Genomic DNA, 19,677 nt, shown 5'->3' with positions numbered 1-19,677 from the left:
ATAAGTGAACGGAGGGGTTTCCTATGCACGAAACCTTTCAAAAAATATATGATTCGTACCATCAAGATTTGTACCAGTTTTTATTTTATATGGTTAAAGATAAAAATCAGGCAGAGGATCTCGTACAGGAGGTTTACATTCGGGTACTTCACTCATATAAAACTTTTGAAGGAAGAAGCAGCGAGAAAACATGGCTGTTTTCAATTGCAAGGCATGTGGCGATTGACTGGTTTCGCAAGCAGCAAACCATTAGACAACGGGTACTCGGCACGTTTGATTGGGATAAGCAGGATGTAAAAGACCCAGACTTGCTCCCAGACGAACTGGCTGTACAGGATGAAAATACTAAAGAAATTTATGCCGCGCTTGATCACTGCACGATTGATCAAAGAGCTGTCATCATTTTAAGGTTTATCCAGGGCTACTCAATCATGGAGACGGCAAAGGCGCTAAAGTTCTCGGAAAGCAAAGTCAAAACAACGCAGCACCGAGGCCTGAAAGTGCTCCGAAAACATATGGAGCTTTTGAAGGAGGAGCTAGTGAATGAAAACGAACAGGTCCGATTGGAGCGAAGAACGAATCAAGGTGTTACTAAGTCAGCTTCCAAAGGTGGAGGACAACCGTTCATCTAAGCAGATATACCAGCAGGTGCTGATGGCAAGCGGGAAGAAAAAGAAAAGTGTCAAATGGATCGGTCCAGCGGTGGCAACCGTTGTGGTTTTATTTATGGCGTTTTTAATTTCTCCTCATTTATTTCAGCCGGCTGCTCAAGAACAGCATAAACAGATAAAAATGGACTCAAGTGCTGACAAAGGACAGGCAAATGCCACATTAGAGCCGGTCAAACAGGCAAATGGTACCACACACGTTGTTTCTCATGAAGACAAGCAAAAGTATATGACGGTTGCATACATAGATGAATCAACATCTCAAGTGGTTCCCATTAGTATTGAAAAAGAGAATGAACATGACCATTTGCAGGAAATGATGAACACATATGAACAGGTGCAGCTGCCTGAAATGACAAAGCCACTTCAATCTTATCTTGAGATGGTGGACCTTCGTGAAAATGGGAATACACTTGTTTTTCAGTTAAAAAATGATTTGTCCCTTGATACGATAAAGGAAGCCAATCGATTTAAAGATATGGTAAAAGAAACGCTCAAATGGAGCAGGTATAAACAAGTGGAAATCAAATCAGTCAAAGGCTCTCATCTTCAATTAGGGGCTAGCAGCATTGGCGCAATATCAATTGATAAACAAACGAAGAAAGCTTATTACGTGTTAGAAAATAAGAGCGGGACTTTTTTGGTGCCCTCCAAAACACATTATTCTTCTTATGAAGAAGCTGTAGAGGCCATGAAACGCACGAGTGATTCTGGACTTGAACCATTAATTAAAGAAGAACCCATTAAAGAAGTGACATCAAAAGGTAAACATGTAACCATCACGTTTGGAGCATCAGCACAATTATCGGACTCAATTGATCATACTCTACTCATTGAAGGTCTGCTGCTCACAGCGAAAGATTTTGGTTTTACAGATGTCACCATTCAATATGAAGGAACAGATCAAGTAGGACCATATGAATTAAATGAACCAATAGAGGTACCGGCCCTGCCGAATCCAGTTGTCATTAAAGATCGTTAAAGGACGCAAGCATTTCAATGCGTTCTTTTTTGATGTATAGAAAAGGGTCTTCTTGCTGTATACTAAGCTGTCATGAAAAGAACCTCAAAAAAGGGGAGTCACTGATGAAAAGGTATTGCTTCATAGGTGCCAGCTGTTTTTTGCTCTTGATCTTAGCGCCATCTGCCCATGCGCAGAAGACAAACGAATGGGTGGAACCAGTGAAAGGAGAAGTCACTGACTTGTTTGGGAAAAGGGGCGGCTCGCATAAGGGATTAGATATAGCTGCGCCAGAAGGAGAATCCATTTTTGCTGCAAGTGAAGGTGTGGTCACGCGTTCGTATGTATCGGCTACATATGGAGAAGTTATATTTATTCAGCATCCAAATGGATACGAAACCGTCTATGCTCATTTACACGAGCGTTTTGTGAAAAAGGGTGACCATGTACAAGCGGGACAGCCGATTGGCATAATTGGCAACACAGGAGCCTCCAGAGGCACTCATTTGCATTTTGAAGTACATCGTGGCAATTGGTCAGTCAGCAAAAAGGATGCGGTAGATCCGCTCAAAATGATTGCTGTGGAACGTTTCCAAGAGCCGGCTCTTCATGTAAATGGACATGAAAAAAATACATATGTCATTAAACAAGGGGATACCCTTTGGTCGATAGCAAAGGCGCATGAAATGACTGTAGAACAATTGAAAAAGATTAATGAGCTGACCACTCACCTCATTCGAACAGGAGACCGTTTAATGGTTTCAACTAAATAAACCTCATGCTTTTGCATGAGGTCAGCGTGTAGACAAACCCTCGCATTCGTTGTCAGGGCTGCGTGCCGGTGCTCACGAATGTCAAATTCGCTCCGCAAAGATAAGCCGCCCTTCCTAGGGCTGCAAAGGTTTTCAATCACGCTGAAAAGAAGACAAAGAGCTAAAATGAAAATCATTTTAGCTCTTTGTCGACAATCTAAAACCTCATGCAAAGCATGAGGTTTATCACTGTTTTTTATAGATCAATCAGGCGGACAGAAAGAATATCCTGCACTTCAGTTAATTTTTTCACAATTTCGTCCTCTAGATGCTTGTCGAAAGAAAGCATCATAATGGCTTCGCCGCCTTTTTCTTTACGTCCCACCTGCATTGTGGCGATGTTGACATCATGGTCGCCTAAAATCTGTCCAACCTTTCCAATCACACCAGGTGCATCTGTATGCTGGATATAGACAAGGTGTCCATCTGGATAAAAATCAATATTAAAACCATTAATAGAAACAACGCGCTCCCCTAGATGCGGGATGTAAGTCGCTTTTAGAGTAAAGGTTGAAAGATCACCTTTGACTTCAATGGAAATACTGTTTTCGTAACCAGATTCGCTGGAAGAAATTTTTTCACTAAAGCTAATGCCTCGTTCTTTTGCGACCATTCCAGCATTTACTTCATTCACAGTCGAATCAACACGCTCTTTTAAAAAGCCTGACAGAAGACTCTTTGTGATAAAGGATGTTTCGAGTTTTGAAATAGAGCCTTCATAAGAAATGCCTACTTCTTTTACAGGTTCTCTCATTGATTGAGAGACAAGACGTCCAAGTTTTCCTGCAAATTGATGATAAGGCTGAATCTTTTTGAACTCGTCTTTTGTCATCGCTGGTAGATTAATAGATGACATGACAGGAAGACCTTTTGCAAATTGAAGGACTTCTTCAGATACTTGCGCCGCTACATTTAATTGTGCTTCTTTTGTAGAGGCACCAAGATGCGGAGTTGCAATGACATGTGGATGATCCACAAGCGGATTATCAGTTGGCGGTTCTACCTCGAATACATCGAGTGCAGCTCCTGCGACATGGCCGCTTTCAAGTGCCTCAAGAAGGTCAGCCTCGTCAATAATGCCGCCGCGCGCACAGTTTACAAGGCGAACACCTTTTTTCGTTTTTGCAATCGTTTCTTTATTGAGAAGTCCTCTTGTTTCTTTTGTTAATGGCGTATGTACAGTAATAATATCTGATACTTCGAGTACTTCATCAAGTGATTTCGCATTGACGCCAATTTTTTCTGCACGTTCCTTTGTGAGAAATGGGTCAAACACGTTGACTGTCATGCCAAATGCTCTTGCACGCTGCGCGATTTCACTTCCGATTCTGCCTAAGCCGACAATCCCAAGAGATTTTCCGTAAAGCTCAGCACCAACATATGCACCTCTGTTCCATTCTTTTGATTTGACAGAAATGTTGGCTTGCGGAATATGACGCATAAGTGATGAAATCATAGCGAACGTATGCTCAGCTGTCGAGATCGTATTACCGTTTGGTGCATTGATCACAATGACGCCGTGTTTGGTCGCTTCATCAATGTCAATATTGTCTACTCCCACACCGGCACGGCCGACAATTTTTAATGAAGTCATTTTTTCATAAAGCTCTTTCGTTACTTTCGTGGCACTTCTGACAAGTAAGGCATCAAACGTGTGTAATTCATCTTCTGCTTCTGCTACATTTTTTTGGACAATTTCAACAAAATCTGATTCTAAAAGTGGTAGAAGACCATCATTGCTCATCTTATCTGAGACTAATACTCGAAACATCGTAAGATTTCCTCCTAAAATAAACGTCATAAATATCTGATAATTTACCATATTCCTTTTCACTGTGTCAATCAAATTAAAGCAGTAAAGTGAAAAAGAAAACACGAACATTTCTTTGTGTCTTTATAAAGAATGAACACCTTTAAACAAAAGATAACCAATTTTTGCGCATTTGTCATTATAATTTTTGTGTTTTTTACGATTTCTTAAAACTGATGAATTTGCTCAGATTTTTATCTGTACAAATGCTCATATATCATATATAATGATGTCGAATTGAATAATGATCAATCTTCGGGGCAGGGTGTAATTCCCTACCGGCGGTGATGAGCATAGTCTCTAAGCCCGCGAGCCTTTTTGGCAGGATTCGGTGTGATTCCGAAGCCGACAGTATAGTCTGGATGGGAGAAGATGGAGGTTCATAAACGTTGAAAACATTGATGTTCACACGTTTATTTGTCTAGCCCAATTTCCCCGCTCCTGTTTTCAAGGGCGGTTTTTTTGTGGCTAAAATGGAACAATCCTCTTTTCGAAAGATTTGATCGAAAAGGAGAGAGAATATTGAATCAAAGTAAAGTAAAGCGTTTAGTTGTTACCAGTATGCTCAGCAGTATTTCGTTTGTGTTAATTTTATTGGATTTTCCTTTCCCGGGTCTTCCAGCGTATTTGAAAATTGATTTTAGTGATATCCCGGCAATTATTGCGATTTTAATTTATGGACCGGGTGCAGGGATTGCTGTTGAGGCATTAAAAAATGTACTGCATTACCTCATTCAAGGCAGTATGTCCGGCGTTCCAGTTGGGCAAGTTGCGAACTTCATTGCAGGCACACTATTTATCTTGCCAGTCGCCTTTATGTTTAAAAAAATCAAATCAGCAAAAGGGATGGCATGGTCTATGATCACGGGTACATTGCTTATGACTGTGATGATGAGTATTTTAAATTACTTCTTATTCCTGCCAGCTTACACATGGTTCTTAAACGCGCCAGAACTATCCGATCATGCGCTCAAGACGACCATTACAGCAGGGATCTTACCATTTAACTTTATTAAAGGAATCATCATTACCATCGTGTTTAGCCTCATTTTTGTGAAAATGCGTCCATGGTTTGAAAATAAACGCCGACTTCAAAATAGTTAATATAAAAAAAGCCCCTGCATAAGGGGCTTTTATACTATTCATGCTTAAGCGGGTCACCATCGAAAGATTCGTCCGCAACTTTGATTGAATCTGTTGGACATCCTTCAAATGCATCAAGCATATCTTCTTCAAGTACTTCTGGAACTTCTACAGTCCCTTGGTTGTCATCAAGCGTAACAAATGCAATGCCTTCATCATCATAATCATAAATGTCTGGAGCAGCTGCACCGCATGCGCCGCAAGCAATACATGTGTCTTTGTCTACAATTGTATATTTTGCCATGTTAAAAAAATACCTCCCAGATTGTTCGATGGAACAAATGGTCTAACCTTTTTAGTTTCACCGATAAAAAACAATTTCCTCAAACCTTATTGTAATGATTTTAATTTCACATTTCAACTGTAAAGTGATTGAGAATGCTTATCACATAAGGGTTTGTTCATAACTTTCCCCCACAAATTGAGTTTAAACATTTCTTCTTCTATGAAATCTGTTAAAATAAAGGGAGAAAATATTCGAATTTTGTCAGGAAGACAGGTGCTTTGGCGAATGACTCTTCATTACTTGGATGTCATGTTAATGGACAGCGTACATAAATTGAACGGCGAACGCTCCATAAGTGCTGTCTACCATCTTTTTAAAGGAAAGAAATCATCACAAACCATACAGGATGCCAGTTTGTTTCAGCTTTCAAAGTACTTCGGCTGTTACCCGGGGTTTACGAGGGATCAGCTGAATCGCTCTGCTATAAAGCTTGACGAAAAGCACTACATTGTAAAAACAGGGGAGACATTCACTGTTACAAATGCAGGACAGCGTATGCTAAACCAGTATTTTTCAGAAAAACCGATGCCCGCTTATTTTCACGGTGCCAAATATCATGATAAAGCAAAGGTGCTATGGATGAGGCTTTCGTTACTTGTACAAGTGCTGTCTCACCATCTGGCTGGATCGCATCAATATGTTCCAATACAAAGAGATGTATCTGTACAAAGCTGGACGAAATCCTTCTTAAAACAGCATCACGAGAAGAATAAGCTTTCGGAAGAGCTGCATCATGAACTAGACAAGCTCCTTTCCCGTATAAGTGATCAAGAGGCGCTGATTTTTGTTTACTCATTGACGTCAAATGAAAGAATTGGGCGTACGTATCAGCAAATGGCAGAGTGGCTAAAAGAAGATGTGTGGTATGTGTACCTGCTTTTTTGGAATGTCCTCCATTATTTTATTCATGCTGCCCGAAAAGGTGAAGCGCAGGTCATGCAGCAGCTCGTAGGTGACCTTGAATTCAAACGCGTGCTAACAACCTCTACTCATAAAACGCTCGAGCTTGTGCAAAAAGGCTATGATATTGATCAGATTGCTCACATTCGTTCATTAAAAAAGGCAACGATCGAAGACCATATTGTCGAGCTGTCCATACATGAACCGAGCTTCTCAATAGAGCCGTATGTGAGTGAAGAAGAGCAGCAGGCCATTCATGCAGTAGCCAGGGAGCTTCAAACAAATAAAATGAAGCTGATTAAAGAAAAACTCGAACATCCATTTACTTATTTTCAAATAAGATTGGCTCTGACAAGGATGGTGAAAGCAAATGGATAAGCTTCATCAGACGCTCATGCGATATTTTGGTTACGACTCATTTAAGGCAGGTCAAGAGGACATTATTCAAAGTGTACTGAATCAGAAAGATACGGTTGCCATGCTGCCTACTGGCGGAGGGAAGTCCATCTGCTATCAAATTCCCGGCTATATGACTGAAGGATTAGTTCTCATTATTTCGCCGCTGTTATCGCTTATGGAGGACCAAGTCGAACGAATGAAAATGCGCGGGGAAAAACGAGTGGCGGCACTGAACAGCACATTATCTTTTCAGGAGAGACGGCATATCATTCGGCATTTGCCATCATATAAATTTTTATTCGTCGCGCCTGAGACATTAATGTCAGAGGTGCTGCTAGAACAGCTCAAATCGATGCATATTGGTCTGTTCGTCGTCGATGAAGCCCATTGTATATCCGAATGGGGGCATGATTTCCGTCCGGAATATTCCAAGCTGGGAGAATGGAGAGAAGCGTTAGGTCATCCTGTTGCCTTAGCACTGACGGCAACTGCAACAAAACAAACGCTAAAAGATACCGTGCAAACGTTAAGATTGCAGCATCCAGACTTTCATATCCATTCTGTCAACCGGCCAAACATCGCATTAGTCAAAGAAGCGCATGAAACGAAAGAAGCAAAAGAGAAACGGGCCATTGAGCTTGTGGAATTCCTGCAAGGCCCTGGCCTGATTTATTGCCCGACCCGGCAAATGACAGAAGATATGGCGCTCATAATGAAACAAAAAACCCATCAGCGTGTAGAGTATTACCATGGCGGAATGGATGCAGGAGACCGCATGCTTATTCAGCAGCAATTTATCAGCGGACAGCTTGACCTCATTTGTTGTACAAGTGCTTTTGGAATGGGAATTGACAAAGCAGATATACGATTTGTTATTCATATGAGCCCGCCGCAGTCTATTGAAGCATTTATGCAGGAAATTGGAAGAGCAGGACGGGACGGGAAAAATAGTGTGAGCATTCTTTTATATACAGAAGAGGACGCGGATATTCAACAGCATTTAATACAAGCAGAGGGCTTTGATGATCCAGAAATTGATTTTTTCTTAGCCAGGCTGACACAAATGCAGACAAATGATGAAAAGAAACTACGTGAACAATTGATGGAATCAGGGCTTCAGGAGACACGTGCAAGAATGCTGATCCATTATTACAGGATGTATCAGTCTGACGAGCCTCGTGTGCTCCTGATGAAACTGAAAGAGAAATTGCAGGACAGACAAACTGAAAAACTGAGAAAAGTGTGGCAATTTAAGGAGCGGATCACAGATCATAGCTGCTTTAGACAATCTCTGTTATCATACTTTTACGAACAGCTTGATCAAACGGAGAGCGCATCCTCTGGCAGCTGCTGCTCTTCTTGCGGACTTGACCTGTCTGATTATGAAAAAAAAGATCAACCATTGGAGCTGAATGAAATGAAACACTGGAAGACCGTGCTGGACCATATGTTTCATCTGACAAAAGAGGCGCAGCATTGATTGAACAACATCGCCGAATCATCGAAAAATTAACCGATCGACAAGTTGTAGAACAGCTGTATTTCACGCAGCTGCTGATGCTGATCATTTCTTTTTTACTAGGTATATTTATGTTCAATCATTGGACAGATTTTACATCCCTTTGGGAGATCCAAGATGCGCGGATACTGACTTATGGAATTGGCGGCGCTGCGGTTGTGATTATTGTGGATGCGATTGTCATGAAGGTGTTTCCTGCTCATATGTATGATGATGGCGGATTAAATGAAAAAATGTTCAAAAATCGCAGCATCCCGCATATTGTTTGGTTAACACTGCTCATCGCCTTTTCAGAGGAAATTCTATTCCGAGGGATCGTTCAGCAGCAATTTGGATTGGAGATTGCCAGTATTGTGTTTGCGCTCCTTCACTTTCGCTACTTATCAAAAATACTCTTGTTTATCCTTGTGGTTTCTATTAGTATTTTTTTAGGACTTTTATACGAGTGGACTGGGAATTTATTTGTTCCTGTCATGACCCATTTTGTCATTGACTTAGTCTTTGCTTGTCAAATTCGTTTGAAATATAGGGGGAGGGATGAACATGGAAGAAATGTCGAGAATGAAGAGAAAGAAGGAGCAGCTGACAAACATCCATGACGATGATGCAGAGAAAATTTTTGAAGAAGAAGTGCAGCCTTCAGATGACTCTCACTTTCCTACACGAGAAGATTTTCATGAATATAAAAAGCAGCGCACGAAAAAGGTGCGTAATCCATTGTTTACAACACTTGCTATTATCTTTCCTATTATCGTCGTCACAGTGTTCTTCCTTTTGATCTACTACACATCAAAGGAAATCAACCATAATAATAATCAAGATGTATATAATATTGATTCTACATCAAGTGCTGACACAGACCCAGTCCCGTCAGCACTTGTCGAAACGAAAAATGACTCAAGCGTTGATAAAGCGGATGCGTCTGATGATGAGAAGCAAAAGAAAGAGAAAGAAAAACAGCGGTCGAAAGAAAAAGCTGAACAGCAGAAAAAAGAAAAAGCTGCTAAAGAGAAAGAAGAGCGTGAACAAGCAGCGAAAGAAAAAGAGCGCGCGAGAGCCGAAGCTGCCAAAAAGCGTGAACAGCAGCAGCTAGCCTTGCAAAAGCAACAGGAAGAGAAAAAACGAAAAGAGGCCGAAGAGAAAAAGAAGCAGGAAGAAAAGCCAGTTCGTGTCGTGCAGCACACCGTTGGTCCAGAGGAAAACCTGTATCGAATTTCAATGAAGTATTACAAAAACCGTTCGGGTGAAGAGAAAATTAGAGCCTATAATCATTTGAAAGGTAACAGCGTGTATAGTGGTCAAGTGCTGAATATTCCACTAGAAAACTAATCACCTGACATGAATGAAGAAGCACGCACATACATATGTAGAAAAAAGGGACAGGGTGTATGTGATGACATTGCACGCAATCAGCCGATATATGGATCAGCCGACACGGAAAATGATGGAAACATTGATCAAAAGAAAGCATAAATATGAGGGCTTTGCCAAGCAGTGCAAAAGATGGCAATGGACAGCCCTTCTATCGCTGGCCATTCTTTTGTTTTATTTTGTGATCACGGCAAATGCGGGAGGCGGCTCGCTTCAGCCGGAAGCCATGATTGCCACACTGCTTGGTCATGAAGTTTTTCTGTTTTGGATCATGGCTGAAGTCTTTGCTTTTTACGCCTCTTATTACTACAAGAAAAAAGAAGAAAAGGCTGAGGATGAATATCATCGGCTTCGATGTGAAATTATACAAAAAAGCACAGATTTATGGCCGCAATCAAATCAGTGGAAAGAGCGCGAGACGGTTTTTCACTATATGCAGAAGCAATACGACATTAATCTCTATTATGAAAGTAAATAAATGAGAAAAAAAGACGTTTAACAGTTGAAACGTCTTTTTTCATTCAAGCGTCTTATGAAAGAAAGATATGTAAGGGAGCCATTTGTGATGAAATATGCCATCGGATTTACTGCCGCCATTGCGGCTGTTACAACAGGTGTGTGTGTAACGGCAAAAATGGTGAAAACGGCAAAACAAAACAACATCAAAAAGCATTACTTTACAATAGAAGCACTTCAATCAGACCGGCCTGCTGTCATTTTCTTTATTTCTGATACACACAGACGTCTCATCAGTGACACTTTATTAGCAGAAATCAGACAGGAAGAGCCAGATGTGATTATGATTGGCGGAGATTTAGCAGAAAAAGGTGTACCCTATGCAAGGATTGAAGAAAATGTGAAACGTTTATCAAGAATTGCGCCGGTTTATTTTGTTTGGGGAAATAATGATCATGAGCTGCACCAGCAAAGGTTTAAAGAAATTCTTCATGCATACGATGTCACGACTTTGCAAAATGAAACGGCTGTATGGAATTTCGAAGGGCAGCGAATCAAAATTGGAGGAATTGATGATATTCGGCTTGAAAAAGCAGATTATGAAGCGATACGGCCTGAGTTTGTGAAAGATGATGTCAATATTCTCTTATCACACAATCCAGATGTACATCATTTGATGAGTGAAGAAGAAGGAATCGATCTTGTCCTGAGCGGTCATACGCATGGGGGACAGATCCGAATTGGGAAATTTGGACCGTATGAAAAAGGAAGAACTGGCCAGGTCAAAGGTGCGTTCTTTCTCATTAGTAATGGCTACGGAACAACAAAAATTCCCTTGCGTCTCGGAGCAGAACCAGAAACCCATCTGATCTATTTAATGCCTCTAAAAACGCGTTAACTTGCGGCACCCTCAATATTTTCCATAAAAGTCACCGTAAGCTTAGCTTCGTGCTTGTCTTCCGTCTTGACACAGTGTAAACTGAATACAAAATTAAGAACCTATGACTCATCATCTCATATACTACAGTATGATGTGTGTTTAGAAGAGGCAGGAGGGAACGTTATGCGACTGGAGCGTCTGAATTATAATAAAATCAAAATTTTTCTCACACTAGATGACCTGACAGACCGAGGTCTTACGAAAGAAGACCTTTGGAAAGATTCGTTCAAAGTCCATCAGCTGTTTAAAGACATGATGAACGAAGCGAATCAGGAGCTCGGTTTTGAAGCGAATGGACCGATTGCTGTTGAAGTATTTTCTCTTCAGGCGCAGGGGATGGTCGTCATTGTCACAAAGAGTCAGCAGGAAGATGCTGATGATGAGTTTGATGAAGATTACATTGAGATGCAAGTCAAGCTCGACGAGAGTAAGCATGTGCTCTATCAATTTGCCTCGTTTGAAGATGTGATTCAACTGTCCCATAGTTTAAGTCGTATTGGACTTTTAGGGGGTACAGTTTACCATTATGAAGGTCAATATTACCTCAGCCTGGATGATGTTGGAGAATTATCTGCTGATACAGTCATTTCGATTTTAGCAGAGTTTGGTTCACCTACGACACTCACCATTCACCGGCTAAAAGAATATGGAAAAGTGATCATGCAAGAAGATGCTGTGAAAACGATTCAAATGTATTTTTAATCACTTTTTTCTATTATATTTAATACTGTTGTGATGAAACAACAGTATTTTTTTATATCCTTTTTTATATTTATAAACGCTGATATTTTATTTTGATAAAAAACGCTTTTTACCTTTGCTTTACCAGTACGAAGGTGTATACTATTGCTTGAAAGGGAGCAGTAGATCATGAAAGATTTCTAGGGGGTTTATTTTAATGGCAGCCGATCAAAACGCCGCTCATAACGCAGAAGATAAGCTAGATGTTTTAAAGTCAACTCAAACCGTCATACATAAAGCGCTAGACAAATTAGGGTATCCGCAGGAAGTGTATGAATTGCTGAAGGAGCCAATTCGTCTATTAACGGTCAAAATTCCAGTACGTATGGATGATGGATCGGTGAAAATTTTCACTGGTTACCGCGCACAGCACAATGATGCTGTCGGTCCAACAAAAGGCGGAATCCGTTTCCACCCGAACGTTACGGAAAAAGAAGTAAAAGCGCTTTCAATTTGGATGAGTTTAAAATGTGGAATTGTGGATCTTCCTTATGGCGGAGGAAAAGGCGGTATTATCTGTGATCCAAGAGAAATGTCATTCAGAGAGCTTGAAAAACTAAGCCGCGGCTATGTTCGCGCCATCAGTCAAATCGTTGGACCAACAAAAGATGTTCCAGCACCAGACGTGTTTACGAACTCTCAAATTATGGCATGGATGATGGATGAATATTCTAGAATTGATGAATTTAACTCGCCAGGATTTATTACAGGAAAACCAATTGTTCTTGGAGGATCACACGGACGTGATACTGCAACAGCAAAAGGTGTGACGATCTGCATCAAAGAAGCGGCGAAGAAAAAAGGAATTGACATTAACGGGGCTCGTGTTGTCGTACAGGGATTCGGAAATGCAGGAAGCTACTTAGCTAAATTCATGTATGATGCTGGAGCAAAAATCGTAGGAATTTCAGATGCGTACGGCGGATTATACGATGAAGATGGTCTAGACATTGACTACTTGCTTGACCGACGTGACAGCTTTGGAACCGTCACTAAACTATTTAACGATACAATTACAAACCAAGAGCTGCTTGAGCTGGATTGTGATATCTTAGTACCTGCAGCCATTGAAAACCAAATCACAGAAGATAATGCGGCAAACATTAAAGCCAAAATTGTCGTAGAAGCAGCAAATGGCCCAACGACACTGGAAGGAACCAAAATTCTTTCAGATCGTGGTGTACTGCTTGTTCCAGACGTACTTGCGAGTGCGGGTGGTGTAACTGTTTCTTACTTTGAATGGGTTCAGAATAACCAAGGGTTCTACTGGACAGAAGAAGAAGTTGAAACTCGTTTAGAAGATATGATGGTGAAATCATTTAATAATATTTATGAAATGGCGCAAAACCGCCGAATTGATATGCGTCTTGCTGCATATATGGTCGGTGTACGTAAAATGGCTGAAGCTTCTCGATTCAGAGGCTGGATTTAAGCGGCTGATTTGCATCGCGCCTTAAAATCTCCTATCCTTAAATAGGAGATTTTTTTATGGAATGGAACAAAGAATCAAACAGCCCAGCAATTGTTATTGCAGTGAAATGACAGGAGTGGAACAAATGAAACAAGAAAAAGCGATCATAATAGGAGGCGGCCCATGCGGGTTATCAGCTGCCATTGCATTCAAGCAAATTGGGATTGATGCACTTGTGATTGAAAAGGGGAATGTCGTGAACAGTATTTATCATTACCCAACACATCAAACCTTTTTTAGTACAAGTGAAAAGCTTGAAATCGGTGATGTTGCTTTTATTACTGAAAACCGTAAGCCCGTTCGTATTCAGGCGCTTTCCTATTACCGAGAGGTCGTCAGACGAAAAAAACTGCGTGTGCATGCTTTTGAAAAAGTAAACGCCGTGACGAAACAAGATGGCCGTTTTACGGTGAATACATCAAAAGACGACTATGCATGTGATTACGTCGTCATTGCGACTGGCTACTATGATCATCCAAACTATATGAACGTCAAAGGAGAAGACCTTCCCCACGTATATCACTATTTTAAAGAAGGACATCCATATTTTGATAAAGATGTGACGGTGATCGGCGGGAAGAACTCCAGTGTTGATGCTGCGTTAGAACTTGTGAAATGCGGAAGCAGAGTCACTGTGCTGTATAGAGGAACTGAATATTCATCCAGCATCAAGCCTTGGATTTTACCAGAGTTTGAAGCGCTTGTCCGTAATGGAACGATTCGAATGGAGTTTGGTGCGCAGGTGAAAGAAATCACAGAAGAAGATGTGATCTTCACAAACCAGCAAAATCAAACGGATCGAGTGAAAAGTGACTATGTATTTGCCATGACTGGCTATCACCCAGATCATTCTTTCTTAGAAAAAATGGGTGTCACGATTGACCAAGAATCAGGCCGTCCAGCATTTGATGAAGAGACGATGGAAACGAATGTTGAAGGCATTTTCATTGCAGGAGTCATTGCAGCTGGAAATAATGCCAATGAAATTTTTATCGAAAATGGAAGATTTCATGGCGGACTCATTGCAGAAGAAATCAAAAAAAGAATTAACGGATAAAAAAAGAACTGAATCCTTCAAAGGGGTTCGGTTCTTTTTTTTATAAATTGGGATTATATAGAAAGGTATTTTTAGAAAAATGGGCCCGAGTCATATAAAAAAAGGGTAAATCATGGTACGATAATGAAGGATAATGTAGGGAAAGAGGTCTGGTTATGATCGCAATCATCTCAGCAGGTTTAGCTCCCGGCATCGCACTTTTAAGTTATTTTTATTTGAAAGATCAGTACGACAATGAGCCGGTTCACATGGTCATCAGATCTTTTATGCTAGGTGTCATACTTGTGTTTCCAACCATGTTTATTCAATATGTCCTTCAAGAGGAAAATATTGCAACAAATCCTATCTTGATTTCATTTGTGACGTCGGGCTTTTTAGAGGAATCATTAAAATGGTTTATTTTAATGGTCAGCGTTTATGCACATGCCCAGTTTGACGAACACTATGACGGAATTGTGTATGGAACGAGTGTCTCACTTGGTTTTGCAACACTTGAAAATATCCTTTACTTAGTCGGCCACGGGGTCGAATATGCGTTTACCCGTGCTTTATTACCTGTATCAAGTCACGCATTATTTGGTGTTGTGATGGGATTTTATATCGGAAAAGCCCGCTTCTCTGATAAAAAAGAGCAGCGCAAATGGCTGATCCTTTCTTTAACGCTCCCTGTGCTGTTTCACGGCCTGTATGATTTCATTCTATTAGGGATGAAAAACTGGGGATATATCATGGTGCCGTTCATGATTTTTTTATGGTGGTTTGGTTTAAGGAAAGCAAAAAAAGCCCGTGCGGTAAAAATGGTGCAAATTTAATTTGGAAAACGTCCTATTTGTTTATAGGGCGTTTTTTTGTCTTTTCCATCCAATTCTCTCCTGTGTTGAATGTATAAAAATAGGGATCGGAAGAAACATATATTCAAACATCAAAAGTACAGGAGGATCAAATATGGATAAAGCTCGTTTCATGAAACAAATTGTTCTTATCTTCTCAATCGTTCTTCTTGCGTCTTCACTTTTGACAGCCAGTAAAAGTGAAGCATTCACCGGCCAAGTCATCCAGCGCGGGGCAACAGGAGAAGATGTAGTCGAGCTGCAAGCGCGGCTCCAATACAATGGGTTTTACAATGGCAAAATCGATGGCGTCTATGGCTGGGGGACGTACTGGGCCGTTCGCAACTTTCAAAGCCAATTTGGCATGAAGAAGGTCGATGGACTTGTAGGTGAGAAAACAAAAAACTTATTAGTTCAAAAGACGAAATACTACAAAGAGTTTGTTCAAAAACAGCTGCAGCAAGGGAACCAGTTTACCCATTATGGCGGAAAGCCTCTTGATCAGCAAACAAAGGCTCCTGCGCAAAAAAGCTCGCAAAAAAAGACAGCCCAAGGTACAAAAGAAAATCAAAAAAGTCAAAGTGGATCATCTGGGAAGTCCGGCAATCAGTCAGGCAGCCAGCAGGGAAATCAAACACCAAAACAAACAGCAGCCAACATGCCTGGTGGTTTTTCTAGTAATGACATTCAGCTCTTGTCGCAAGCTGTTTACAGTGAAGCAAGAGGTGAGCCGTATGAAGGACAGGTGGCCATCGCGTCCGTTATCTTAAACCGCTTGAACAATCCGACCTTTCCAAATACGATCGCAGGAGTCATTTTTGAACCGCTTGCGTTTACTGCTGTAGCAGATGGGCAATTTTATATGACGCCAGATGAAACGGCAAAAAAAGCAGTATTTGATGCAATCAATGGCTGGGATCCATCTGAGAGCGCCATCTATTACTTTAATCCTGATACAGCAACAAGTCCATGGATTTGGGGAAGACCACAAATTAAACGAATCGGGAAACATATATTCTGCGAATAAAAAGGGGTGTAAATAAATGATCAGAGGAATATTGATTGCTATTTTAGGAATTGCTGTCATCTCAACAGGTTACTGGGGCTATAAAGAACATCAAGAAAAAGACGCCGTCCTGCTTCATGCTGAGAACAACTACCAAAGAGCCTTCCACGATTTAACGTATCAGGTGGATCAGCTGCATGACAAACTGGGCGCAACACTTGCGATGAACAGCCAAACATCCATCTCACCAGCACTTGCAGATGTATGGAGAATGTCATCAGAAGCGCATAACAATGTCAGCCAGCTCCCGCTTACATTGATGCCTTTTAATAAAACGGAAGAATTTCTGGCGAATGTCGGAGACTTTAGCTACAAATCATCAGTCAAATCTTTATCAGATGAACCATTAAATAAAGATACACACAAAACCATTACAGCTCTATATAATCAAGCGTCAGATATCCAAAACGAACTTAGACAAGTGCAGCACCTCGTACTTAATAAAAACTTAAAATGGATGGATGTTGAAATGGCGCTCGCTGACGGCGATCGAAAGAACGACAACACCATCATTGACGGGCTGAAAACAGTCGAGAGAAATGCAGATGCATTTGCAGATGTCGATCTTGGGCCTACAAATGTGTCCACAGAAAAAGAAACACAAGGATACAATCATTTAAAAGGCGATAAGATTTCAAAAAAAGAAGCGATCCGCATTGCACAGCAATTCACACCCGACCATAATCAACATTTTAAAGTGAGAAAAAGCGGCAGCAAAACCAATCGCGACGTGTACAGCTTATCGATGTCTGATCCAGACAGCCATGCAAACTTTTATTTAGACTTAACTGAAAAAGGAGGACACCCAGTTTACCTTCTTCAGAATCGTGACGTGAAAAAACAGAAAATCAGTTTAAATGATGCATCAGAAAAAGCACTCAGCTTTTTAAAGAAGCAAGGGTTTGACACAGAATCGTTCCATTTAGATGAAAGTGCACAATTTGATAATATCGGTGTATTTACCTATGTTCCTCTTCAGAAAAATGTTCTGCTTTATCCAGATAGTATACGCATGAAAGTCGCATTGGACGATGGTGAGGTTGTTGGGTTTTCAGCGAAGGATTATTTAACGAATCATAAAACACGTGACATTAAATCACCTAAAATCTCGCAAAAAGAAGCGAAGAAAACATTAAATCAGCATGTACAGATTGAAGATACTCATTTAGCGATTGTGCAAAATGATATGTCAGAGGAAGTTCTGTGCTATGAGTTCCTCGGAACGATAAAAAACGATACGTATCGCATGTTCATTAATGCAGATACTGGAAAAGAAGAACGAGTAGATAAACTAAAAAACGCAGAACCTATATATAAAGACCTATAGAAAAGGAAACGAGGAAAAGGCTAATAAGTCTTTTCCTTTTGTTTTAGACATGGTTTAATATAGGAGAGGGTACGATTTCACAGATGAAAAGAGTGATGAGGAATGTTACAAATAGGGGATGCAATCACAATTGAATATGTCAATGAGAACAAAGAAGTGAAAACAGCAAAATCGAAGGTTTTGGAAAATAATAACGATGATATTTGCATTAATTATCCAGCTGATAAAGAAACGGGACGCACCATCTACTTAAACCAGCAAACAGAAATCACCGTCTTCTTTTTTGACGAAAACCAAATTCCATACAAATGTACAAGCGAAGTCATCGGAAAAAGAAAAGAAGATATCCCGATGATTGTTATTTCCATTCCGCCAAAAGAAAAAATGATTCGGCTTCAGCGAAGAGAATATCTGAGAGTGGATACGATGGTCAAAGCCACCATTATGCAAACGGATGAAGAGGCCTTTGAAACGTTTATTGTGAATATGAGTGCTGGCGGCGTAGCAATTTCTGTTCCTGAGGGCGTGTCATTGAAAGAATATGGAGAAGTGGTCACAGAGTTTGAACTTCCCCTAAAAGAGCCCGTGAAAATAAAAGCGGTTGCAGAGATGAATCGAGTATATCAAGATGAACAGTCTGGCAAAACAAGAGCGATCATGGAGTTTTCAGAGATCACAAATGATCACCAGCAGCACATCATGAAATACTGCTTCCAGCAGCAGCTTTTAACACGTGTGAAAAAAGCATAAGAATAAAGGGTGTAAAAAGCTTCCATACTAGAGAGGAAAGAATCTAGCGTGGAGGCTTTTTGTATGAAGACAATGGAAAGATGGTTATTGAAAGTGGTGCTCATTCAGCTTGTTTTATTGCTAACTGTTCAGATTACACTTCATTTGACGAAAGGAGAGCTTTTTTTGTCAAAAGTCGTGCAGTATGAGGGTGTGAATAACATGAGTATTGAAGAATGGATTGAAACGTTTAAGCAGAAGGATTGATAGAAAATTCCCCCGTTTGAGCGGTGATCGTGTTACAATTCATAAGGGAGATTCAATCAAGGAGAGGTATTATGAAAAAGAAATTATCTATTGCAATTGACGGTCCTGCAGCAGCAGGCAAAAGCACTGTGGCAAAAATTGTCGCAGCCAAAAAATCATATATTTATATTGATACAGGTGCTATGTACCGCGCGATTACACTTGCGGCACTCAATCAAGGTGTAGACCTTGAAGACGAACAGGCACTTGATTCATTACTGAAAAAAACGGTCATTGAACTAGTAACAACAGACGAGGGTCAAAAAGTCCATCTAAACAATACGGATGTCACAGAGGATATTCGCACAGACCGCGTAAGCAACCAGGTATCGGTTGTTGCAAAGCACAGAGCTGTTCGGGAAGAAATGGTCCGCAGGCAGCAAGAGCTTGGCAAACGAGGCGGCGTCGTTATGGACGGAAGAGACATAGGCACTCATGTACTTCCAGATGCTGAAGTGAAAATTTTCTTGCTTGCATCAGTAGAAGAAAGAGCAAAACGCCGCTTTGAAGAGAATCAGAAAAAAGGCTACGATGTCAATTACGATCAGCTGATCGAAGAGATTGCAAGACGCGATAAGCTTGATTCTGAGCGCGAAGTTTCACCTTTGAAGAAAGCGGATGACGCCATTGAAATTGACACCACTTCCCTTTCTATTCAAGAGGTGGCAGGGAAAATTTTAGATGCAGCAGACCGCGTGGAGAAACAGTAAGAAATTTTAGAAAACTTTTATAAGTTAGAGGTTTATCTCTTGACAAACAAGGTCTTTTATTAGAAGTTTATACTAATACTATTTTTATTGATCATTCAAGCAATTATATTGATTTGAATGTTTCTATAATACATATTCGGCTGGCAATCATCATGCTTAAGACACATATTCGCCC

21 protein-coding genes and 1 riboswitch are annotated in these 19,677 nt (G+C 40.6%); of the genes, 19 read left to right on the top strand and 2 right to left on the bottom strand.

Translation table 11 applies throughout. The features are described from left to right. Positions 1-23: 23 nt before the first annotated feature. From sigX to NSU13_RS10600, 3 genes are all read left to right on the top strand, one after another. Positions 24-632: an RNA polymerase sigma factor SigX gene (gene sigX, locus NSU13_RS10610; protein ID WP_024422837.1), complete on the top strand. Its 609-nt coding sequence runs from the start codon at positions 24-26 to the stop codon at positions 630-632. After that, positions 544-1,650: a sigma X negative regulator gene (locus NSU13_RS10605; RefSeq protein ID WP_342489511.1), complete on the top strand. Its 1,107-nt coding sequence runs from the start codon at positions 544-546 to the stop codon at positions 1,648-1,650. Before sigX ends, NSU13_RS10605 begins: the two co-directional genes overlap by 89 nt. A 104-nt stretch (positions 1,651-1,754) precedes the next feature. Beyond that, positions 1,755-2,402: a M23 family metallopeptidase gene (locus NSU13_RS10600; RefSeq protein WP_041117849.1), complete on the top strand. Its 648-nt coding sequence runs from the start codon at positions 1,755-1,757 to the stop codon at positions 2,400-2,402. A 235-nt stretch (positions 2,403-2,637) separates the two neighbouring features. On the opposite strand, the gene serA is transcribed toward NSU13_RS10600, so the two are convergent. After that, positions 2,638-4,212, bottom strand: coding sequence for a phosphoglycerate dehydrogenase (gene serA / locus NSU13_RS10595; RefSeq protein WP_024422834.1), 1,575 nt, complete (start codon positions 4,210-4,212; stop codon positions 2,638-2,640). 286 nt (positions 4,213-4,498) lie between these two features. Next, positions 4,499-4,629: riboswitch (FMN riboswitch) on the top strand. A gap of 144 nt (positions 4,630-4,773) precedes the next feature. Here serA and NSU13_RS10590 point away from each other — a divergent pair. Beyond that, positions 4,774-5,355 carry an ECF transporter S component gene (locus NSU13_RS10590; protein ID WP_034280389.1) on the top strand — a complete coding sequence of 194 codons (582 nt, stop codon included), beginning with the start codon at positions 4,774-4,776 and terminating at the stop codon, positions 5,353-5,355. A 34-nt stretch (positions 5,356-5,389) separates the two neighbouring features. Here NSU13_RS10590 and NSU13_RS10585 read toward each other — a convergent pair whose 3' ends face one another. Beyond that, positions 5,390-5,638 carry a ferredoxin gene (locus NSU13_RS10585; RefSeq protein ID WP_008361239.1) on the bottom strand — a complete coding sequence of 83 codons (249 nt, stop codon included), beginning with the start codon at positions 5,636-5,638 and terminating at the stop codon, positions 5,390-5,392. 267 nt (positions 5,639-5,905) lie between these two features. On the opposite strand from NSU13_RS10585, the gene NSU13_RS10580 reads away from it, so the two are divergent. From NSU13_RS10580 to cmk, 15 genes are all read left to right on the top strand, one after another. Further along, on the top strand, positions 5,906-6,958 hold the full coding sequence (locus NSU13_RS10580; protein WP_328699566.1) for a helix-turn-helix domain-containing protein: 1,053 nt from the start codon (positions 5,906-5,908) through the stop codon (positions 6,956-6,958). Continuing rightward, positions 6,951-8,459 carry an ATP-dependent DNA helicase RecQ gene (locus NSU13_RS10575; protein ID WP_342489510.1) on the top strand — a complete coding sequence of 503 codons (1,509 nt, stop codon included), beginning with the start codon at positions 6,951-6,953 and terminating at the stop codon, positions 8,457-8,459. Before NSU13_RS10580 ends, NSU13_RS10575 begins: the two co-directional genes overlap by 8 nt. Continuing rightward, entirely contained in the window at positions 8,456-9,097 is a 642-nt protein-coding gene (locus NSU13_RS10570; RefSeq protein ID WP_034280396.1) for a CPBP family intramembrane glutamic endopeptidase, read from the top strand. Before NSU13_RS10575 ends, NSU13_RS10570 begins: the two co-directional genes overlap by 4 nt. Next, positions 9,042-9,827, top strand: coding sequence for a LysM peptidoglycan-binding domain-containing protein (locus tag NSU13_RS10565; RefSeq protein ID WP_061109299.1), 786 nt, complete (start codon positions 9,042-9,044; stop codon positions 9,825-9,827). Before NSU13_RS10570 ends, NSU13_RS10565 begins: the two co-directional genes overlap by 56 nt. A gap of 64 nt (positions 9,828-9,891) precedes the next feature. Further along, positions 9,892-10,347, top strand: a complete 456-nt coding sequence (locus NSU13_RS10560) for a DUF2663 family protein (protein WP_070326536.1) — start codon at positions 9,892-9,894, stop codon at positions 10,345-10,347. Between the two features lie 87 nt (positions 10,348-10,434). Then, positions 10,435-11,223, top strand: coding sequence for a metallophosphoesterase (locus NSU13_RS10555; protein WP_034280400.1), 789 nt, complete (start codon positions 10,435-10,437; stop codon positions 11,221-11,223). 165 nt (positions 11,224-11,388) lie between these two features. Then, a complete protein-coding gene (locus tag NSU13_RS10550) occupies positions 11,389-11,967 on the top strand; it encodes a genetic competence negative regulator (RefSeq protein WP_024428080.1) in 579 nt (192 codons plus the stop codon). Positions 11,968-12,163: 196 nt separating this feature from the next. Beyond that, the gene (locus NSU13_RS10545) at positions 12,164-13,438 is read left to right on the top strand and encodes a Glu/Leu/Phe/Val dehydrogenase (RefSeq protein ID WP_007500982.1); all 1,275 of its coding nucleotides are present in this window, start codon (positions 12,164-12,166) and stop codon (positions 13,436-13,438) included. A gap of 124 nt (positions 13,439-13,562) precedes the next feature. Continuing rightward, on the top strand, positions 13,563-14,534 hold the full coding sequence (locus NSU13_RS10540) for a YpdA family putative bacillithiol disulfide reductase (protein WP_034280402.1): 972 nt from the start codon (positions 13,563-13,565) through the stop codon (positions 14,532-14,534). Positions 14,535-14,689: 155 nt separating this feature from the next. Next, the gene (gene prsW / locus NSU13_RS10535) at positions 14,690-15,346 is read left to right on the top strand and encodes a glutamic-type intramembrane protease PrsW (protein ID WP_024422824.1); all 657 of its coding nucleotides are present in this window, start codon (positions 14,690-14,692) and stop codon (positions 15,344-15,346) included. A 133-nt stretch (positions 15,347-15,479) separates the two neighbouring features. Beyond that, a complete protein-coding gene (gene sleB, locus NSU13_RS10530; RefSeq protein WP_101676905.1) occupies positions 15,480-16,391 on the top strand; it encodes a spore cortex-lytic enzyme in 912 nt (303 codons plus the stop codon). 16 nt (positions 16,392-16,407) lie between these two features. Then, positions 16,408-17,757 (top strand): germination protein YpeB, encoded by a 1,350-nt coding sequence (gene ypeB / locus NSU13_RS10525; RefSeq protein WP_101676906.1) that lies wholly within the window; start codon positions 16,408-16,410, stop codon positions 17,755-17,757. A gap of 102 nt (positions 17,758-17,859) precedes the next feature. After that, entirely contained in the window at positions 17,860-18,507 is a 648-nt protein-coding gene (locus tag NSU13_RS10520; RefSeq protein ID WP_252049541.1) for a flagellar brake domain-containing protein, read from the top strand. Positions 18,508-18,570: 63 nt separating this feature from the next. Further along, positions 18,571-18,753, top strand: coding sequence for a DUF5359 family protein (locus NSU13_RS10515; protein ID WP_024422820.1), 183 nt, complete (start codon positions 18,571-18,573; stop codon positions 18,751-18,753). A 71-nt stretch (positions 18,754-18,824) separates the two neighbouring features. After that, positions 18,825-19,502: a (d)CMP kinase gene (gene cmk / locus NSU13_RS10510; protein WP_024428083.1), complete on the top strand. Its 678-nt coding sequence runs from the start codon at positions 18,825-18,827 to the stop codon at positions 19,500-19,502. The last annotated feature ends 175 nt before the right edge of the window (positions 19,503-19,677 follow it).

It is taken from the genome of Bacillus sp. FSL M8-0049, from assembly GCF_038593355.1.
Classification (GTDB): domain Bacteria; phylum Bacillota; class Bacilli; order Bacillales; family Bacillaceae; genus Bacillus; species Bacillus safensis.
Note: the sequence above shows the minus strand (reverse complement) of the source record. Positions and strands in the feature narration are given on the sequence as shown.